At 62.9% G+C, this 16,838-nt stretch carries 14 protein-coding genes and 1 tRNA gene; all 15 read right to left on the reverse strand.

All coding sequences use genetic code 11. From position 1 onward, the window contains the following. Positions 1-144 precede the first annotated feature (144 nt). Complete coding sequence (locus VGM51_09395) at positions 145-399, reverse strand: hypothetical protein (protein HEY3413257.1); 255 nt, start codon at positions 397-399, stop codon at positions 145-147. Further along, the gene (locus VGM51_09400; GenBank protein HEY3413258.1) at positions 396-824 is read right to left on the reverse strand and encodes a PaaI family thioesterase; all 429 of its coding nucleotides are present in this window, start codon (positions 822-824) and stop codon (positions 396-398) included. Before VGM51_09400 ends, VGM51_09395 begins: the two co-directional genes overlap by 4 nt. Beyond that, entirely contained in the window at positions 821-1,501 is a 681-nt protein-coding gene (locus tag VGM51_09405) for an endonuclease III (GenBank protein HEY3413259.1), read from the reverse strand. Before VGM51_09405 ends, VGM51_09400 begins: the two co-directional genes overlap by 4 nt. Further along, positions 1,498-2,160 carry a hypothetical protein gene (locus tag VGM51_09410; protein ID HEY3413260.1) on the reverse strand — a complete coding sequence of 221 codons (663 nt, stop codon included), beginning with the start codon at positions 2,158-2,160 and terminating at the stop codon, positions 1,498-1,500. Before VGM51_09410 ends, VGM51_09405 begins: the two co-directional genes overlap by 4 nt. Further along, on the reverse strand, positions 2,132-3,043 hold the full coding sequence (gene murQ, locus VGM51_09415) for an N-acetylmuramic acid 6-phosphate etherase (protein ID HEY3413261.1): 912 nt from the start codon (positions 3,041-3,043) through the stop codon (positions 2,132-2,134). The genes VGM51_09410 and murQ overlap by 29 nt, the downstream gene beginning before the upstream one ends. A gap of 163 nt (positions 3,044-3,206) precedes the next feature. After that, entirely contained in the window at positions 3,207-4,775 is a 1,569-nt protein-coding gene (pckA, locus tag VGM51_09420) for a phosphoenolpyruvate carboxykinase (ATP) (protein HEY3413262.1), read from the reverse strand. 300 nt (positions 4,776-5,075) lie between these two features. Beyond that, complete coding sequence (locus VGM51_09425) at positions 5,076-5,225, reverse strand: lmo0937 family membrane protein (GenBank protein HEY3413263.1); 150 nt, start codon at positions 5,223-5,225, stop codon at positions 5,076-5,078. Between the two features lie 87 nt (positions 5,226-5,312). After that, positions 5,313-7,142, reverse strand: a complete 1,830-nt coding sequence (gene glmS / locus VGM51_09430) for a glutamine--fructose-6-phosphate transaminase (isomerizing) (GenBank protein ID HEY3413264.1) — start codon at positions 7,140-7,142, stop codon at positions 5,313-5,315. A 93-nt stretch (positions 7,143-7,235) separates the two neighbouring features. Beyond that, a complete protein-coding gene (gene pth / locus VGM51_09435) occupies positions 7,236-7,853 on the reverse strand; it encodes an aminoacyl-tRNA hydrolase (GenBank protein ID HEY3413265.1) in 618 nt (205 codons plus the stop codon). 220 nt (positions 7,854-8,073) lie between these two features. Further along, positions 8,074-10,473: an endopeptidase La gene (gene lon / locus VGM51_09440; GenBank protein ID HEY3413266.1), complete on the reverse strand. Its 2,400-nt coding sequence runs from the start codon at positions 10,471-10,473 to the stop codon at positions 8,074-8,076. Between the two features lie 66 nt (positions 10,474-10,539). Continuing rightward, positions 10,540-11,769 carry an ATP-dependent Clp protease ATP-binding subunit ClpX gene (gene clpX / locus VGM51_09445; GenBank protein ID HEY3413267.1) on the reverse strand — a complete coding sequence of 410 codons (1,230 nt, stop codon included), beginning with the start codon at positions 11,767-11,769 and terminating at the stop codon, positions 10,540-10,542. Between the two features lie 132 nt (positions 11,770-11,901). Beyond that, positions 11,902-12,504, reverse strand: a complete 603-nt coding sequence (gene clpP, locus VGM51_09450; GenBank protein HEY3413268.1) for an ATP-dependent Clp endopeptidase proteolytic subunit ClpP — start codon at positions 12,502-12,504, stop codon at positions 11,902-11,904. Between the two features lie 2 nt (positions 12,505-12,506). Next, positions 12,507-13,814 carry a trigger factor gene (tig, locus tag VGM51_09455; GenBank protein HEY3413269.1) on the reverse strand — a complete coding sequence of 436 codons (1,308 nt, stop codon included), beginning with the start codon at positions 13,812-13,814 and terminating at the stop codon, positions 12,507-12,509. 162 nt (positions 13,815-13,976) lie between these two features. Further along, a tRNA-Gly gene (locus VGM51_09460) sits at positions 13,977-14,051 on the reverse strand. A gap of 102 nt (positions 14,052-14,153) precedes the next feature. After that, positions 14,154-16,820, reverse strand: a complete 2,667-nt coding sequence (locus VGM51_09465) for a SpoIIE family protein phosphatase (protein HEY3413270.1) — start codon at positions 16,818-16,820, stop codon at positions 14,154-14,156. Positions 16,821-16,838: the final 18 nt, after the last annotated feature.

Here is a 16,838-nt window from a genome sequence, read left to right on the forward strand (position 1 = left end):
ACAAAAATCCCCGTCTCAGGGGCCCTCGGCCAGCCGTCCTTCGGACGAGCAAGTAGTTGTGCACAACTCGCGTCCGGCGGACGCTTGGCGGCGCAGCCGCCCTCCAGACAGGGACGTCTGTCCCTGTGCCGTGGCCGTCTCACCTTACTTCCCGACCTCGCCCAGCAGTTCCGCCAGTACGCGGAGCGCGGCCTTGCGGCAGGTATTCGGCACGAGCACGTCGCCCCAGGAGCCGCCGCCGGGGTTGAGCGCGCTCCCGTAAGGCGCCACGACGTTGGACCGGATGAGGGCGGGGATGCCTTCATCAACCAGGCTGTCCTTCACGATCTGCGCACGCCACTCATCCGGCGCCGCGAAGACGATGGACCAACCGTGCTGCTTCGGCTCGGGCGGGCTCATACGCCGGAATCCCCGGCGCGGTACGGCAGGAACTTGCCGGTCGCTTCCGCAATCAACTGCCCCGAAACGTCACGGGCTTCAGCGCGGCAGGTGAGGAGGCGTTTCCCCTCAGGCCGCGAAGACGTCACGCGCAGCGGTTCGCCAATAGGGGCCGGCCGGCGGAACCGGACGGTGGCCTCGGCGGTGGGCGTCAGGTAGCCGGTGCGGTAGACGGCGTGCGCCATCGTCTCGTCCAGCACCAGCGTGATCATGCCGCCGTGCGCGAATCCTTCCCAGCCCTGGTGCTCGGGCGCCGGCGTCCATTCCGTGACGATCACGTCGCCCTCCCAGTGGAACTGGAGATGCAGTCCGATCGGGTTCTTCGCGCCGCAGCCGATGCAGACGCCGTCGTCGCGCCACTGGCTCTCGTCGGGGCCGGGGCTCATTTCACTGCCTTCTTTCTGCCCTTCACGTAGAGGCACTCTGCGATCACAGGGCACTCCGCGCATTTGGGATTGGTAGGCCGGCACAGCGCGCGGCCGTGGCGGATCATTTCGATGTGCAGGGGATAGACGAGTTCCGGCGGCGTGATGCTGTCCATCGTTTGATGGGCGACCTCGAACGACGCGCCCTTCGGGATGAATCCCAGCCGGGTAGCGATGCGATGGACGTGGGTGTCCACCGGCATCACGGGGCGCCCCATCGCGAACATCAGCACGCACGCGGCGGTCTTGGGGCCGACTCCGGGGTATGCGATCAGGAAATCGCGCACTTGAGGCTCAGTCCACTCCTCCAGGTCGTCCAGCGAGAGGCGGCCGAATCGGCGCTCGATGTCGCGCAGGATGGCGAGGATGCGCGGCGCCTTCTGGTTGGAGAGCCCGGCCGGCGCGATGGCTGCCGCCAGTTCTGCCTCATCGCAGTCCGAGACGGCCTCCCAGGTTGGGTAGCGGTCTTTCAAGAGACGCCACGCCTTGTCGCGGTTCGTGTCCGAGGTGTTCTGGCTCAGGATCGTGAGCACCAGTTCGTCCAGCGGGTCGCCGGGGCCGCCCCATACCGGTCGGCCGTAACGATCGGCCAGCAGCGCTTCAACGCGCCGCACCTTTTCAGTAAGGCGCTTGCTCACGAGTTCAGGTCTTCCTGGTAGATCCGCCGCGTGATCTCTTCCTGAATGCGCGGGAGCCCCTTCAGCAGGCCGTCCTCACCCGTCAGCGCGGGCAGGGCCTCAATGCGGAATTCCTCGGCTAGTTGAGTCAGGAGAACCAGTCTCCGGGCATGTGAAACATTGGGTACAATCACGTGAATGGCCAGCATGTCCGTATTCATCAGCCCGTTCAGTAACGCGTCCAGCCGTTCCCGCAACCACATGGTATGCGGGATCGGCCAATCCACTGCGGTCTGTTGCACTCGGGACTCGTCCGGCCGGCCGCTGAAGTTGTCGGTTGGTGTGCGCAGTTCAACTGGCGGATCCCATACCGCGACCAATTCGCTAACCGCTGTCTCGAAGGATTTCCACCGGAGGGCCAGTTCACGGCACCGAAGGAGGAAGCCACTGGTTGCCATCCCCATCTTCTTGAGAGTGCGCAGTTCGGCAAGATCGAGCATGCATCCGCCTTCATAGGCACGGCGGCAGGATGCGAGAAAACCGTCGATCTGTGCGGGAAGATCCGTCGCCAAATCGGGGACAACTACTTCGAGGGATGCCGCCACGAGACCGCGAGCCACCTCGGGCAGGTGAGCGACGGCGTATTGTGAATTAGCCGATTGCTTTGGCGACAAATCCATCGGCCTTTTCGAGACGTTCGGCGGCGGTTTTCGCGTCCACACCGGCCATGAGCATGATTGTGGCGACCTTCACGTGGTTGCCGCTGCGCTGGAGCGCCGAAGCGGCTTCTTCGGGTGCGCAGCCGGTGACGGTGACGAGGATGCGGCGCGCCCGGTCGCGAAGCTTGGCGTTGGTGGGTTTCACGTCAATCATCAGATTGCCGTACGTCTTGCCGGTCCTGACCATGGCCAGCGTGGAGAGCATATTGAGGATGAGTTTCTGTGCGGTCCCCGCCTTGAGGCGCGTGGAGCCGGCGATGACCTCCGGGCCGGTTTCCACGATGATCGGGATGTCGCAGTGATCCTCGATGTTGGATGGGTAGCAATTTGAAATGCCGACGGTTGCGGCTCCGATCTCCCTGGCGCGATCGAGGGCGCCGACCACGAACGGCGTTCGCCCGCTGGCCGTGATCCCTACTACCACGTCCTTTTCCGTAACCCCGTTCGCGCCGATCTCATAGGCTCCGACACCGGGCGAGTCTTCCGCGCCTTCCACAGCGTCGGTGAGGGCGGGCCGGCCGCCCGCGATGAGGCCGACAACCATCTCCGGGGGGGCGCTGAACGTGGGCGGGCATTCGCTGGCATCGAGCACACCGAGGCGGCCGCTCGTGCCGCTGCCCACGTAGAACAACCGGCCTCCGTTGCGAAAAGCCTCGGCGATTCGGTCTACGGCCTCGGCAATCTGGGGAAGGGCCGCCTGAACGGCGGCTGCAACCATCTGATCCTCGGCGTTCATCAGGGCGCACGCTTGCAGGGTCGAAACGGTATCAATGCCGATGGTGCGCGGGTTCCGAGCCTCGGTCTGAAGTTGGCCGAAAGTGTCGACTGCGGTTTTGCTTCCCATGGTCTTTACCCTCGTTGAACTCATCCCGCGATTGGCGGCCGGGGTGAGGTTACACACATTCTAGCCAATTCACCACGAATACGTCGGGCCGGCATGCGAAAGCGGCAGGTCCGGCGCGAGCCGATGTCCTGCCGCTTGCATTGAGCTGCCCGCTTGCGCGTTGTTACACCGGAGCGGTTTCCGGCTTTGGCTCTGCGAGGACGCCTCGGATAGCGTTGTGATTGCGCTCGAAACGCTGGGCCAGCGCCCTGGCCTGCACGTCGTACTCGTTCTTGTCGGTCCAGGTGTCCCGGGGATTCAGCACGCCGTTCGGAACGCCGGCCACCTCACACGGGATCCTGAGGCCGAAGACCGGATCGACGAACGTATCGGCGTCCTTCAACGAGCCGTTGAGCGCGGCGCGGACCATGGCACGGGTGTATCGGATGTCCATTCGCTCGCCGACCCCGTACGGTCCACCGCTCCACCCGGTGTTCACGAGGTAGACCGGCACGCCGGTCTTTTCGAGCTTCTGCGCCAGCATATTGGCGTACACTTCCGGCGCAAGCGGCAGGAAGGGCTGTCCGAAGCAGGAGCTGAACGTCGCTTCCGGTTCCTTGCCTAGGCCCTTTTCCGTTCCGGCCAGCTTTGCCGTGTAGCCGTTCAGGAAGTGGTACATCGCCTGCTCGGGCGTCAGCATGCTGATCGGAGGAAGCACGCCGAAAGCGTCGGCTGTGAGGAAGATCACCGCTGAGGGAGCGGCCCCGCGTCCACCCGGCACGGCGTTCGCGATGTAGTCCAGCGGGTAGGCGACGCGTGTGTTCTCCGTCTTTGAGCCGTCGTTGTAGTCTGGATAGCGCTTCGCGTCCAGGACAAGGTTTTCCAGCACGCTTCCGAATTTGATGGCGTGGTAGATGTCAGGCTCTTTTTCCTCGCTCAGCTTGATGCACTTGGCGTAGCAGCCACCTTCGACATTGAACGTCGCGTCGTCGGTCCAAACGTGCTCGTCATCGCCGATGAGGCCGCGTTCCGGGTCCGCCGAGAGGCTGGTCTTGCCGGTGCCGGAAAGCCCGAAGAAGAGGGCAACGTCACCGTCCTGGCCAACGTTGGCGCTGCAGTGCATCGGGAGAACGCCGCGGAGCGGCATTTCATAATTCATCACGGTGAAGATCGACTTCTTGATCTCGCCGGCATATTCCGTGCCGCAGATGAGAACGAGGCGCTTTTCGAAATCCAGTACGACAGCCGTGGAGGATTTCAGGCCGAGTTCCTCGGCCGGCGCGTGGAACTTCGGGGCGACCAGAACGGTGAATCGTTCTTCATCCTTGCCGGTCGTCTGTTCGCGGCGGAAGAGGTTGCGGGCGAAGAGGCCCTGCCATGCATATGGCGTGATGACTCGAACTGGCAGCGCATAGTCGGGGTCCGCGCCGGCGGTGGCGTCCACCACGAAGAGGTCCTGGCCCCGCAGATGCTCCGCCATCAGCGCCAGCAGACGGTCGGCGACGTCCGGCGTAACACCTGCGTTGACCTTGCCCCACCAGATGTTGCCTTCCGTGGCAGGACGACGGACGACGTATTTGTCGCGAGGGCTGCGTCCGGTGTGCTCGCCTGTGTCAACGGAGATGGCTCCGTTGGCGGCCAGTATGCCTTGTCCACGCTTGACCGCCTCCTCCACGAGTTCCGCGGGAGACAGATTGGCGTAGACCTTATTCGGTTGTTCGATTCCGAGATCCAGCAGGTATTGCGGTGCCATAGTCGTTTGCCTCTTCCCTTCTATTCTAGCCGCCGGTGCATGAACCGGTGGGCTTTACACTGCACACCGCATTGTATAGAGGGGGATGTGGATCAAGGCAATGATTAACCACGTCAAAAATGACGAAATGCGTCAAATTGTGAAAACTATTTTGCCGTTCGATTTGTGGCGTTGCGAATCACGGGTGATTGGACGCGTCATGCGCTCCGGTGAAAGGGGCCGGTTCCGCTGGAGCAGCGGGACCGGCCCCACAGAGCGCGTGCTCTCAATCCTCGAAGCCTGTCGGGATCACTCGACCGTCTAGAGCGATGATCTTCGGCCGGTCAGCATGTTCACGATGAACACAATGACGGCGATGACGAGCAAGAGATGGATCAGCGGCCCGATGTGGCCAATGGTGAATCCCAGGAGCCAGAGCACGACCAGAATCGCAATAATCGTGTAGAGCATAGATTGTTCCTCCTCGTTACAAGGCCCCATTGGCCTTACGAAGAGTGTACCCTTCCCTGGGGATCGGCAAACGCGGGCGGAACGCGCCTACTCCACGGTGACGCTCTTCGCAAGGTTACGCGGCTGGTCGATCTCACGTTTCAGTTCGTGGGCGATGTGGTACGAGAGCAGTTGGAGCGGCACGATGGACAAGACGGGCATGAACGCATCGTCCGAGTCGGGCACGCTGATCATGTGGTCGACCACGCGCGCCGTCTCCAGGTCGCTCGCCCGCACAACGCCGATCGTCCGGGCATTTCGCGCGGCCATCTCCTGAATGTTGCTCACCATCTTCTCGAGAAGCTGCGACTGCGTGGCAAGACACACCACCGGAACCTGGGGCGCGACAAGGGCCAGCGGGCCGTGTTTCATCTCGCCCGCCGCGTACGCCTCGGCGTGGATGTACGAGATCTCCTTGAGCTTGAGGGCGCCTTCCATCGCTACCGCGAAGTCCATGCCGCGGCCGATGTAGAAGAAATCCGTGGTGTTCCAGAACCGCTGCGCGAGATTGATGACGAGGTTCTCGTGGTCCAGGATACGCTGGACCATGTCGGGCAGGCGCTTCAGGTCGGCGACGTACTCGGCGATCCGGGCGTCATCCAGTGTGCCTGCGGCGCCGGCGAGGTAGAGGCCCAGCTGGTAGAGAGCGGACAGTTGCGTAATGTAGGCCTTGGTGGAGGCCACGCAGATCTCGGGCCCCGCCATGGTATAGAGCACGTGGTCCGCGTCGCGGGAGATGGTGCTCCCGACTGCGTTCACCACCGCCAGCACCGTCGCTCCCTGAGACTTCGCGTCGCGCAGCACCGCCAGGGTGTCGGCCGTCTCGCCGCTCTGGCTGATGACCACTACCAGGGTGTTCGGCCCGAGCGCCGGGTGGCGATACCGGAATTCGCTGGCGACATCAACCTCCACCGGCACGCGGAGAATCTGTTCCCAGAAATAACGCGCCACGACGCCGGCATGGTACGCCGTGCCGCAGGCGACGATGCAGATGCGGTTGATCCGAGACACCGCTTCGGCGGAAAGGCCGATCTCGTCCGCGAGGTTGAGGCGCCCGTCATCGGTGAGACGTCCGCGCATGGAGTCGCGCAACGCGGCGGGCTGCTCGTGAATTTCCTTCCGCATGAAGTGCTCGTAACCGCCCTTGGTCGCCGATTCCGCGTCCCAGGTCACCCGCATCGGCGCCCGCTCGATCCGCTCGCCATCCGGCCCGTAAATCTCGACGCTTCCGGCTGTTACGGAGGCCAGATCGCCGTCCTGCAGGATGATCACGTCGCGTGTGTGCGAGAGGATGGCCGGGATGTCCGAGGCGACGAAATTCGCGCCCTGACCCAGACCGATGATGAGCGGGCTGTCTCTGCGCGCCACGACGATACGCCCGGGCTCCTGCGCGCAGATCACGGCGATGGCGTACGACCCGTGCAGATCAGCGAGCGTATCGCGAACGGCGGCCAATAGATCCCCCTCGTAGTGGCGCGCGATGAGGTGGGGAATCACTTCCGTGTCGGTCTGGGATGCCAGTTCGACGCCGTCGCGTGACAGTTGTTCGCGGAGGAGGCGGTAGTTCTCGATGATGCCGTTGTGGACCACGGCGAAGTTGCCGGAAGAATCCGTGTGCGGGTGGGCGTTCGCGGTGCTCGGCGCTCCGTGGGTGGCCCAGCGGGTGTGGGCGATGCCGGTTGTGGCTCCCAACACGTCGTCGTGGACGATGCGGTCGAGTTCGGCGATCTTGCCCACGCTCTTGATGACTTCCAGGCGTCCGCCGCAATCCACGGCGATGCCCGCTGAGTCATAACCGCGGTACTCCAGTTTCTTCAGCGCTTCGATGATGATCGGCGCCGCAGACTCCCTGCCAACGTAACCCGTGATGCCACACATTCGCTGCCACCTCCACGCCGCATATCACAGCGGCTGTTCCGAACAGAAATAGTACATATATGAATCGGACTCGAGAACGATTCGATGAAGCCATTATGTGAAGGATTCCGCATCGGCCTCATCGCCATCCGGCGCGGGCGGCGGCGAGGCGCGAACGTTGTATCGGTTCATCGCCGCACCGACGCCGTCACGAAGCGCCATCAGCGTCGCCTCGACCGCGAGGACGAGCGCCTCGTCCACTTCCGGCCATTCCTCCTTGCGGAACGTGCCGAGTACGTGGCCGATGGCGTCCGCGGTTGGAGCGCCCACGCCGATCCGCACCCGCGGAAACTCGTTTGTGTTGAGATGCGCGATGATGGATTTCAGCCCGTTGTGCCCGCCGGCGGAGCCACGCGCGCGAACGCGGACGAAGCCCAGCGGGAGCGCGTAGTCATCGGTGATGACCAGGATGTCCGCGGGCTCGATCTTGTAGAAGGCCGCCGCCGCCTGCACGCTCTCGCCGCTGAGATTCATGAAGGTGAGTGGCTTCAGCAGGAGGACACGACCCACGCCCGGAAGGTCGAGCTCGGCGGCATCCCCGCGGAAGCGCCGTTCGGTCCTGAATCGGGCGCCGTGGTCGTGCGCCAGACGGTCCAAAGCCATCCAGCCCGCGTTGTGCCGCGTGGTTTCATACTGGGACCCGGGATTTCCCAGTCCGACGATAAGTTTCATACCAGCAGGATAGCAGGGGGAGCGGTGAACGATGAACGATGAACGATGAACGATGAACGATGACGCTTACCGAGCCGGGACACTGCCACGGAACGCTGGCGCGGAGGCCGGCGCCTCACTGGATGCCGGATGCCGGATGCCGGATGCCGGATGCTGGATGCGGAATGCTGAATGCTGGATGCTGAATCCTGAATCCTGGCCCCTGAATCCTTCCGGGCTCCTACACCGCTATCTCGCCCTCCGGCTCCGGCTTCGGGTGCAGCGCCAGGCGGAGCACTTCGTCCACGCGCGACACCAGGTGGAATTTCAGTTCCGCGCGGGCCTTCTCGGGGATGTCCACCAAGTCCTTCTCATTGTCCGCCGGGAGAATGACCTCGGTGATGCCTGCGCGGTGCGCGGCCAGGACCTTGTCCTTTATGCCTCCGACGGGCAGCACGCGGCCGCGAAGCGTCACCTCGCCGGTCATCGCGACCTCCCGGCGAACCGGGCGCTGGGTGAGCGCGCTGGCGAGGGCGGTGGTCATCGTTACGCCCGCGGAAGGGCCGTCCTTGGGGATGCCGCCCTCGGGCACGTGAATGTGTGCCTCGGTGCGGCCGTAGAACGTTTCGTCGATCCCCAGGGCTTTGGCGTGACTGCGGAGGTAGGACATCGCCGCCTGGGCGGATTCCTTCATCACATCGCCCAACTGGCCGGTCAGCAGGAGTTTGCCGTCGCCGGCCATCAGGGTGACCTCGATGGAGAGTACATCCCCGCCGAACGACGAAACGCTGAGGCCCGTGGCCACTCCGATCTCGTCCTTTTCCTCGGCGAGGCCGTAGTGATACCGGCGCGGCCCGAGGTACGTGGCGATGGATTTCTCGGAAACGTTTGTGCGGGTCTTGGTGCCTTCGGCAACGCCGCGCGCAACCTTGCGGCACACCGTGGCGATCTCGCGCTCCAGGTTGCGAACGCCGGCCTCACGGGTGTAGTGGCGGATGATGTCCGTGACCGCCGCCGGCGCGATCTTCACCGTTTTGTCCGTCAGGCCGTGGTCCTTGATCTGCTTCGGGAGCAGGAACCCCTTCGCAATCTCCAGTTTCTCCTCTTCCGTGTAGCCGGGGAAGGCGATAACCTCCATGCGGTCCCGCAAGGCGGGCGGCACGGGATCAAGCAGGTTGGCTGTTGTGATGAACATAACCTTGGAGAGGTCGAAAGGAGCTTCAAGGTAGTGGTCGGAAAACGCGCTGTTCTGCTCGGGGTCGAGTGCCTCGAGCAGCGCGGCGGAGGGATCGCCCCGGAAATCGGCGCCGATCTTATCGATTTCGTCGAGCATGAAGACGGGGTTGTTGCTGCCGGCGGTCTTGATGCCCTGAATAATGCGGCCGGGCATGGCGCCGACATACGTTCGGCGATGGCCGCGAATTTCCGCTTCGTCGCGAACGCCGCCGAGGCTCACGCGGATGAACTTGCGGCCCAGGCTTCGCGCGATGCTCTTGCCGATGCTTGTCTTTCCCACGCCTGGAGGGCCGCTGAAGCAGAGAATGGGCCCCTTGGGCGTTCCCGCAAGCTGCCGCACCGCCAGAAACTCCAGTATGCGCTCCTTCACCTTTTGCAGGCCGTAGTGGTCTTCATTGAGGATCGCCTCCGCGGCGCGAATGTCCAGCGCTTCGGGCGTGGCGACGGACCACGGCAAATCGGTGAGCCAATCGAGGTAATTCCGCACGACCACGCCTTCCGGCGCGGCGTACGGCATGTGGTTCAGGCGTTCGAGTTCCTTGAACGCGCGTTCCTGCACGTCTTCCGGCATATCGGCGGCTTCGATCTTGACACGGTAATCGTCGGTTTCCAGGCCTCTCTCGTCGCGTTCGCCCAGTTCCTGCTGGATAGCCTTCAGTTGTTCGCGAAGGATGAACTCACGCTGCGTGTCGCCCATCTCCTTCTCAACCTTGTTGCGGATGTTCTTCTGGATCTCGAGTATCTCGATTTCCTTGTTCAGCAGCACGTTGAGGCGTTCAAGGCGCCGATTGGGAGAGAGCGTCTCGAGCAGCGACTGCTTGATATCGACCTTCAGCGGCAGGGCCGGCGTGATCATATCCGTGAGGCGGGCGGCATCGTCCACGTTCATCACGTTGACCAGGACCTCCGGGGGGATGGTTCGGCCCAGTTCGCAGACGGCCTGAAACTGGCTCGCGACGGAGCGCATCAGCGCCTCGGTTTCCACGCTGAGCTCGACAGATTCCTCGAGGGCCTCCACTCGCACCCGGTAGTAGGGCTCCATCTGGATGTAGCGGCGGATGCGCACGCGCTTGACGCCTTCCAGCATTACGCGGACCGTGCCGTCCGGGATGTTGAGGATGTGCATGATGTCCGCGGCGATGCCGATGTCGTACAGATCCTCGGGACCGGGGTCTTCCACGCCGGCCTCGCGCTGGGAGACCAGAAGGATCATCCGAGATTCGGTCCGTGCTTCCTCAAGGGCGCGCACAGACTTGTCGCGGCCCACGATGAGGGGGAAGATGTGATGCGGGAAATAGACGTTGTCCCGGATGGGAAGCAACGGGAGCACGTCCGGCACGTACAACGGTTCCTCAAGGAGGGTTTCGGGCTCAACTGGTTCGCGGCGGGCTTTGGCTCTGGGCATTAGGTTTCCTGTGCGGCTGTGCGCCGCGCCGTTGATGGCGTGGTTCGCTGAAAGCGCAAGGCGGCTCTAAGAGGCCTTGCGGATATCATCCCACGTGATGATGACCGGATCCTTGCGTTCGCGCACGGTTTCGGCCGTAACGATGCAGCGCTGGACGTCGGTGCGGCTCGGGACTTCATACATGATGTTCAGCATCAAATCCTCCAACACGGTTCGCAGTGCTCTTGCTCCCGTTCCCCGAAGGATGGCCTCTTCGGCCACCGCTTCGAGAGCGTCGTCGGCGAAAACCAGGTCTACCCCGTCGAGGGAGAAGATGCGCTCGTACTGCTTCGTGAGGGAATTTCGGGGTTCCCGTAATATGCGGACCAGTTCGGTCTGCCCGAGCGGCGATAGCGCGGTCATCACCGGCAGGCGGCCGATGAATTCCGGGATGAAGCCGTAATGGACCAGGTCCTCGGGCCGGACGTCCGAGAGGCACTGCCGGCTCGTCTGCGCCTTCGTCCGAACGTCTGCGCGGAATCCGAGGTTGGCGTCGGTCCGCCGACGCTCTATAATCTGCGCCAGCCCCTCGAAGGTTCCGCCGCAGATGAAAAGGATATTGGACGTGTCTATCTGCACGTATTCCTGCTGGGGGTGTTTGCGGCCGCCCTGCGGAGGCACGTTCGCCATCGTGCCCTCCAGCAGCTTCAGCAGGCTCTGCTGGACGCCCTCACCGCTAACGTCGCGCGTGATGGACGGGTTCTCCGATTTGCGGGCGATCTTGTCGATCTCGTCGATGTAAACGATGCCTCGCTGCGCTTCGCTCACAACTTCCTGAAGGGTGCCGCCGGACGCGTTCTGCATGAGGCGCAGGAGGATATTCTCCACGTCTTCGCCGACGTATCCGGCTTCTGTGAGCGCGGTGGCGTCGGCAATGGCGAACGGCACGTTGAGGATTCGCGCCAGAGACTGGGCGAGGAGTGTTTTCCCGGATCCTGTCGGGCCGATGAGCAGAACGTTGCTCTTGCCCAGCTCAACTTCCCCTTCTGCCGCGTTGTTCAGGCGTTTGAAGTGATTGTACACCGCCACGGACAACGTTCGCTTGGCGCGCTCATGGCCGACGACGTACTCGCTGAGGAGGCGGTGAATTTCCCGGGGCTTGGGGAGGTCGCAAAGGGCGCCTTCGGCCTCAGAATGGCGCTCTTTGCGGATCAACTCCGTGCACTGGCCCACGCACTCCACGCAGATCCCGCCGTGCATGCCAAGTATCAGCTTGCTGACCTGCTCCCGGGACTTGCCGCAGAGCAGGCATCGCATCGCATCACTGTCGGTAATAAGGCGCGCCAATTCGTTGATATCCTGCAGTGGAATGCCAAATTCGGCAGGCCCCACGCTCGCTCCGTGCGCCTTTTCGGGCGAGATGGAGCGCCGAACCTGCCGAATCCGGGACTAGGTCTTGTTCTCGCGGTAGAGGATCTCGTCCACCAGGCCGTACGCCTTCGCCTCTTCCGCGGTCATGTAGTAATCGCGTTCGGTGTCTCTCTGGATGGTCTCCAGAGTCTGTCCAGTATGCTTGGCGAGGAGCATGTTCATCCGGTCCTTGGTCCGGATCAGATGCTTGGCGTGGATCTCGATGTCCGTCGCCTGCCCTTCCAGTCCTCCGCCGCCGATCAGAGGCTGGTGAATCAGCACCTCGGAGTAGGGGAGGACGTATCTCTTGCCCTTGGTTCCGGCGGTGAGCAGGAGGCTTCCCATGCTCGCGGCCATGCCGAGGCAGATGGTGGCGACGTCAGGTTTGATGTAGGTCATCGTATCATAGATGGCCATGCCTGCGGTTATGCTGCCGCCGGGGCTGTTGATGTAGAACTCGATGTCCTTATCCGGGTCTTCTTTCTCGAGGAACAGCAACTGGGCGATGATGAGGTTGGCCACTTCGTCGTAGACCGGGCCGCCCAGAAAGATGATGCGGTCCTTAAGCAGACGCGAAAAGATATCGTACGACCGCTCGCCGCGGGCGCTCTGTTCAACGACAATGGGAACCAGTGCCATAATGCTTACTCGCTTTCCGGTTCGGCGGTAGATGGATACCCATCGATCTCCGCGCGGGATTTCAGGAAATCAAACAGCCGCTCCTGAAGCATGCGGTCCTCGAGGTTGTCAAGCGCGCCTTCGTCCTTGAGACGGCGCTTGAGATCCTTCGGCTTCATCCCTCGGCTCGAGGCCATGGCGGCGATTTCCGCGTCTACATCGGCGGGCGTGAGCGTGAGGTTTTCCACCTGGGCGAGTTTGCCCATCGCAAGCCCGTTCTTGATCCGGCGGGTGGCGCCGACGGCCATCTGGTCCTGCAGTTGCTGAATGGACAGGTTGGACCGCTGGAGGTAATCGTCCAGGTTGGTTCCCTTTGACTCGAGGTCGGCGGACAGTTTGCGAAGGTCCTCCGCCACTTCGCGGTCCACGAGGCGCGACGGGTAATTGATGGTGGAGCGCAGGACGATCTCACCCAGGAGTTGGCCGCGAACATCTTCTTCCGCGTCACGATGCGAGATCGCCTCCAATTGAAGCTGGATACCATTCCGGAGCGCTTCGACGGAATCGACGTCGGAGTTTTCCTTCACCCACTCGTCCGTCAGCTCCGGGGCGCGCCGCCGCAGGATGTGGTTGGCCAATAGGGTGAAGTGGACGGTCTTGCCGGCGAGTTTGTCGTCGGCATAGTCATCGGGGTAGGCGACGTCGCATTCGCGCGTGTCGCCGCTGACGGCGCCGCGGAGGGCGGCATCGATTTCCGGCATATTCTGTCCCACCTGGAAGGTGGCGGAGCGGGTGCCGCCGATCGGCTCGCCGTCGACCGTGGTGCTCAGGTCGGCAAACACCACGTCGCCGTCAATGGCCGGTTCGTCGATAGGCTCAACCTTCGCCCTGGAGTTCAGCATGCCGTCGATTTCGCGCTGCACATCCGCAGGGGTGACCTGAACGGGATTCCATCGGGCGAGCAGGTTCGCAGTATCCCCCAGTTCAACGGTGGGGCGCAGGGGCACGTTAGCCTTGAATGTGAACGGCTGATCCTCATCCGTGTCCACATCCTCAACGCTGCCCTGGTCGTACGGCTCGATGCCTTCCTTCTCGATGGCGGCCTTATAGGCAATCTGCACCACCAGCTCACGGGCGTGCTTTTCAATAGCTTCCGCGCCGGCGGCTTGCTCCACCAGATGGCGGGGGGCCTTTCCCGGCCGGAACCCCGGCACGGTGATATAGCGGGCGAATTCCTTGCAGGCGCGCTCGCGAGCCTGTTCCATCTGCTGGTCATCCACCACGATGGTGAGAATAGCCTCGCAAGGCTGGGGGCTTTCCACTGAAACTTCCATGGGGATTTGGGCTCCTTCGACGCGGCGGAAGCGTATTAATGGGCGCTCCCACGCCGCTCGTTTCATGTTACTTCGGACCTGAAGATACGGTCAAGACGGCCGGGCTCCGGTGAAACCGTTCCGGCACACAAAAAGACCGCCGCCCTGGAGGGCGGCGGCATCTGGAGCGGGAGATGGGGCTCGAACCCACGACCTCCTCCTTGGCAAGGAGGCGTTCTACCACTGAACTACTCCCGCGTCGTGGCCATCAACACCAGTATATCGGCCTCCAAACGCGTTGTCAAGGGAGAAGGCGCGCATTCGCCCATTCCGGCGCCAATCGGGATCGTCCTTCGCGCATTACCCCACGATCTTGATGGCAAGCATCGCGATGTCATCGTGCAGGTTTCCGGACGTGTATTCGCGGACCTCGTCGTAGATATGCTCTACGATCTCCTTCGGCGGCATATGGTTGTGGCGCAGCAGTATCCCGGCGACGCCGGCGGTCTCCAGGAAAATGCCGTTGCGGCGCGCTTCGGTGAGGCCGTCCGTGTACATCAGCAGCACGTCGCCTGGTTTGAGAGCGGTGTCGGATTGCGTATACGCCGCCTCGGGCATCAGGCCGAGGGCCCGGCCGGACGAATCGAGTTGAACGACCGTGGAATCGGGGCTGCACAGAAGCGGCGAATCGTGTCCGGCGTTGGCCCACGTCAGGACTTTGGTTCGGATGTCCAGAGTGGCGTAGAACAGGGTGATGAAGACGTCGGCGGGCAGCATGCGGCAGATGGCGTCGTTCGTGCGCTTCAGAACGTCTGCCGGCGGCCCGCCGCCGCTGTCCAGGGCGTAGGCGCGCAGGGTGTGCTTGGCGGCCTGGGTTTGAAGCGCCGCGTCCAGGCCTTTACCGCTCACGTCGCCGATGACGATTCCGAGCAGGCCCTCAACCACGGGAAAGAAATCGTAAAAGTCGCCGCCGACGTTGGCCTCCATGAGTGCAGCGTGATAGTCCGTGGCGATCTCCACGCCTTCAATGCCTGTCTCCATGTGTTCGCCGAACTCGGTTGTGAGAATCCATTGCTGAACACGTTCCGCGATGGCGAGTTCGCGCTTGTACGAAAGGGCGTTGGTGAGGGCGACTCCCGCGAGACCTCCCAGGGTCGCCAGCAATTGGCTCTTGCCCTCGAGGCTCTCGTCACTCGCGCGTGTAAACACCATCAGAACGCGCTCTCGCGCGGCCTCAACGCCGATGGCCACGGAAAGCATTGAGACGAACCGAAGGCGCCCCGCCGTCTCGGCCATCGCGTCATTACCGCAGTCTGTCAGACTCTTCACAAAGAACGGCTCAACAGATCCCAGCATGTCCTGCGACCAGGGTTCGAACGCCGCCGTGGCGATCTCGAGGGCCGAACCTCCGTGCATGCCCAACTCATGTTCGATGACGGGCGCCCCTTGCCCCGGTCTATAGGAGGCGACGCAACAAGCGGGGACGCCCACAAGTTCGGCGGCGCCGGCCAGCAAAGACTCAATCACCCGGGATTCCTCAAGGGTACTCGAGATGTCATTCGTCAGGGTGAATAGGGCCTGAAGCTCTTCACGCTTACGCTCGGCTTCGCGCAGGAGGATGGCGTTTTCGATCGCGACCGCCGCGCGTTCCGCGAATTCGACGGCCAGCGCCTCCTGCTCGGCGTCGAAAATGGCGTCGGACTCCGTAATGGAGCACGACATGACGCCCAGCAGATCGCCGTGAACGCGGATTGGGACGGCGATGGATGATGCGAAGCCCAACGTCTCCAGGTACCGTCTGTTGGGGTATGCGGCGAGGATTGCCTCGGGCGACGCGATCACCGGCTGAAGGGTCAGGGCAGCCTGTCCGACGTTCCCCTCGCCGATGATGACCGGCCTTTCCCGGAGGCGGCGTTCCAGTAACTGCTGCTTTTCGGGAACGGTATGGTAGCACTCCAGCACTTCCAGCACGCTGGAGTCGGGGGAGGCCAGGAAAATGGTACAGCCATCGCCGAGGCGTTCGGTCGCCAGCCTTGTGAGACGGCTTGCGACCTCTTGCACATCCTCAATCTGGCTGTTGAGTTCCTGGCTAACGCGCGCCAGGTATTCGGCGCGCTGTTTGGACGCATCTTCCCGCTCATAAAGCTTCGCGTTCGCCGTTGCCAGGCTGAGGCGCTGCGAGATGACGCCCATCAGGTTTCGGTCCTGCACGGTGAACGCGCGCGGCGTACGCCAGGTAATGACCAGGGCGCCCAGCAGTCCTTTCGGTGAAACGATAGGCGCCGCGATGGCGGACACGACGCCGGCGTGGTGCAGGTAAGAGGGAAGGCCGAGGTTGGCGGCCGCGATGTCCTCCACGTCCATTACACGGCGTTCGGCGGCCACCTTGCCGGCAATGCCTTCCCCGAGCCCTACCACGTAATTGGAAATGGGTTCGTCGGAGAGTTTGTACTGCACCTCGCCCTTGAGGGTCTTCGGCGCTTCATCGTAGAGCAGAATTGCCCCCGCGTCCGCGAGTGTGCCATCGACGGCACGGCGGAGTACGTTGTTCAGCATCCGCTCGAGATCCAGGTCCATCGCGGCTTCGCCGATGCTGCGGATGATATCGAGATCGCGCAGCTGTCGGCGTTCTTCCGCGGATTGGCGGTACTTGGCGACAACTTCCACAATTGTCCGCTTCATCGCGTCGATGTCGATGGGCTTCTGGATGTATGCGGAGGCTCCCTCGTTCAGCGCGTTGATGGCATCTTCCGCCTCGGAAGATGCGGTGACCATGATGCAGCGGGTGGAGTCGCTGGACTCTCGAATCTCGCGCAACAGGTCCGTCCCGCGGGCATCGGGCAGGCGAATGTCCAGAAGGGCGACGTCGAACTGCTGGGAATGGAAGGCGATGCGGGCTTCGGCCGCGGAAGCGGCTGTCGTGACGCGGCTGTGCTGGTCCTCGAAGATATCGGCGAGTGCCTCGAGGGCGCCGGATTCGTCATCCACGACGAGGATATGCAGATTGCTGAGGTCAACCGCGTCCATAGACGAGCACCACCTGCG

The organism is Armatimonadota bacterium (assembly GCA_036504095.1).
Classification (GTDB): Bacteria; Armatimonadota; DTGP01; order JAKQQT01; family JAKQQT01; genus DASXUL01.

Bases quoted from the DNA above. Each gene is read 5' to 3' on its own strand.
- VGM51_09395 (HEY3413257.1), bottom strand. From the start codon at position 399: ATGAGCCCGCCCGAGCCGAAGCAGCACGGTTGGTCCATCGTCTTCGCG.
- VGM51_09400 (HEY3413258.1), bottom strand. From the start codon at position 824: ATGAGCCCCGGCCCCGACGAGAGCCAGTGGCGCGACGACGGCGTCTGC.
- VGM51_09410 (HEY3413260.1), bottom strand. From the start codon at position 2,160: ATGGATTTGTCGCCAAAGCAATCGGCTAATTCACAATACGCCGTCGCT.
- murQ (HEY3413261.1), bottom strand. From the start codon at position 3,043: ATGGGAAGCAAAACCGCAGTCGACACTTTCGGCCAACTTCAGACCGAG.
- pckA (HEY3413262.1), bottom strand. From the start codon at position 4,775: ATGGCACCGCAATACCTGCTGGATCTCGGAATCGAACAACCGAATAAG.
- VGM51_09425 (HEY3413263.1), bottom strand. From the start codon at position 5,225: ATGCTCTACACGATTATTGCGATTCTGGTCGTGCTCTGGCTCCTGGGA.
- glmS (HEY3413264.1), bottom strand. From the start codon at position 7,142: ATGTGTGGCATCACGGGTTACGTTGGCAGGGAGTCTGCGGCGCCGATC.
- pth (HEY3413265.1), bottom strand. From the start codon at position 7,853: ATGAAACTTATCGTCGGACTGGGAAATCCCGGGTCCCAGTATGAAACC.
- lon (HEY3413266.1), bottom strand. From the start codon at position 10,473: ATGCCCAGAGCCAAAGCCCGCCGCGAACCAGTTGAGCCCGAAACCCTC.
- clpX (HEY3413267.1), bottom strand. From the start codon at position 11,769: ATGCGATGCCTGCTCTGCGGCAAGTCCCGGGAGCAGGTCAGCAAGCTG.
- tig (HEY3413269.1), bottom strand. From the start codon at position 13,814: ATGGAAGTTTCAGTGGAAAGCCCCCAGCCTTGCGAGGCTATTCTCACC.
- VGM51_09465 (HEY3413270.1), bottom strand. From the start codon at position 16,820: ATGGACGCGGTTGACCTCAGCAATCTGCATATCCTCGTCGTGGATGAC.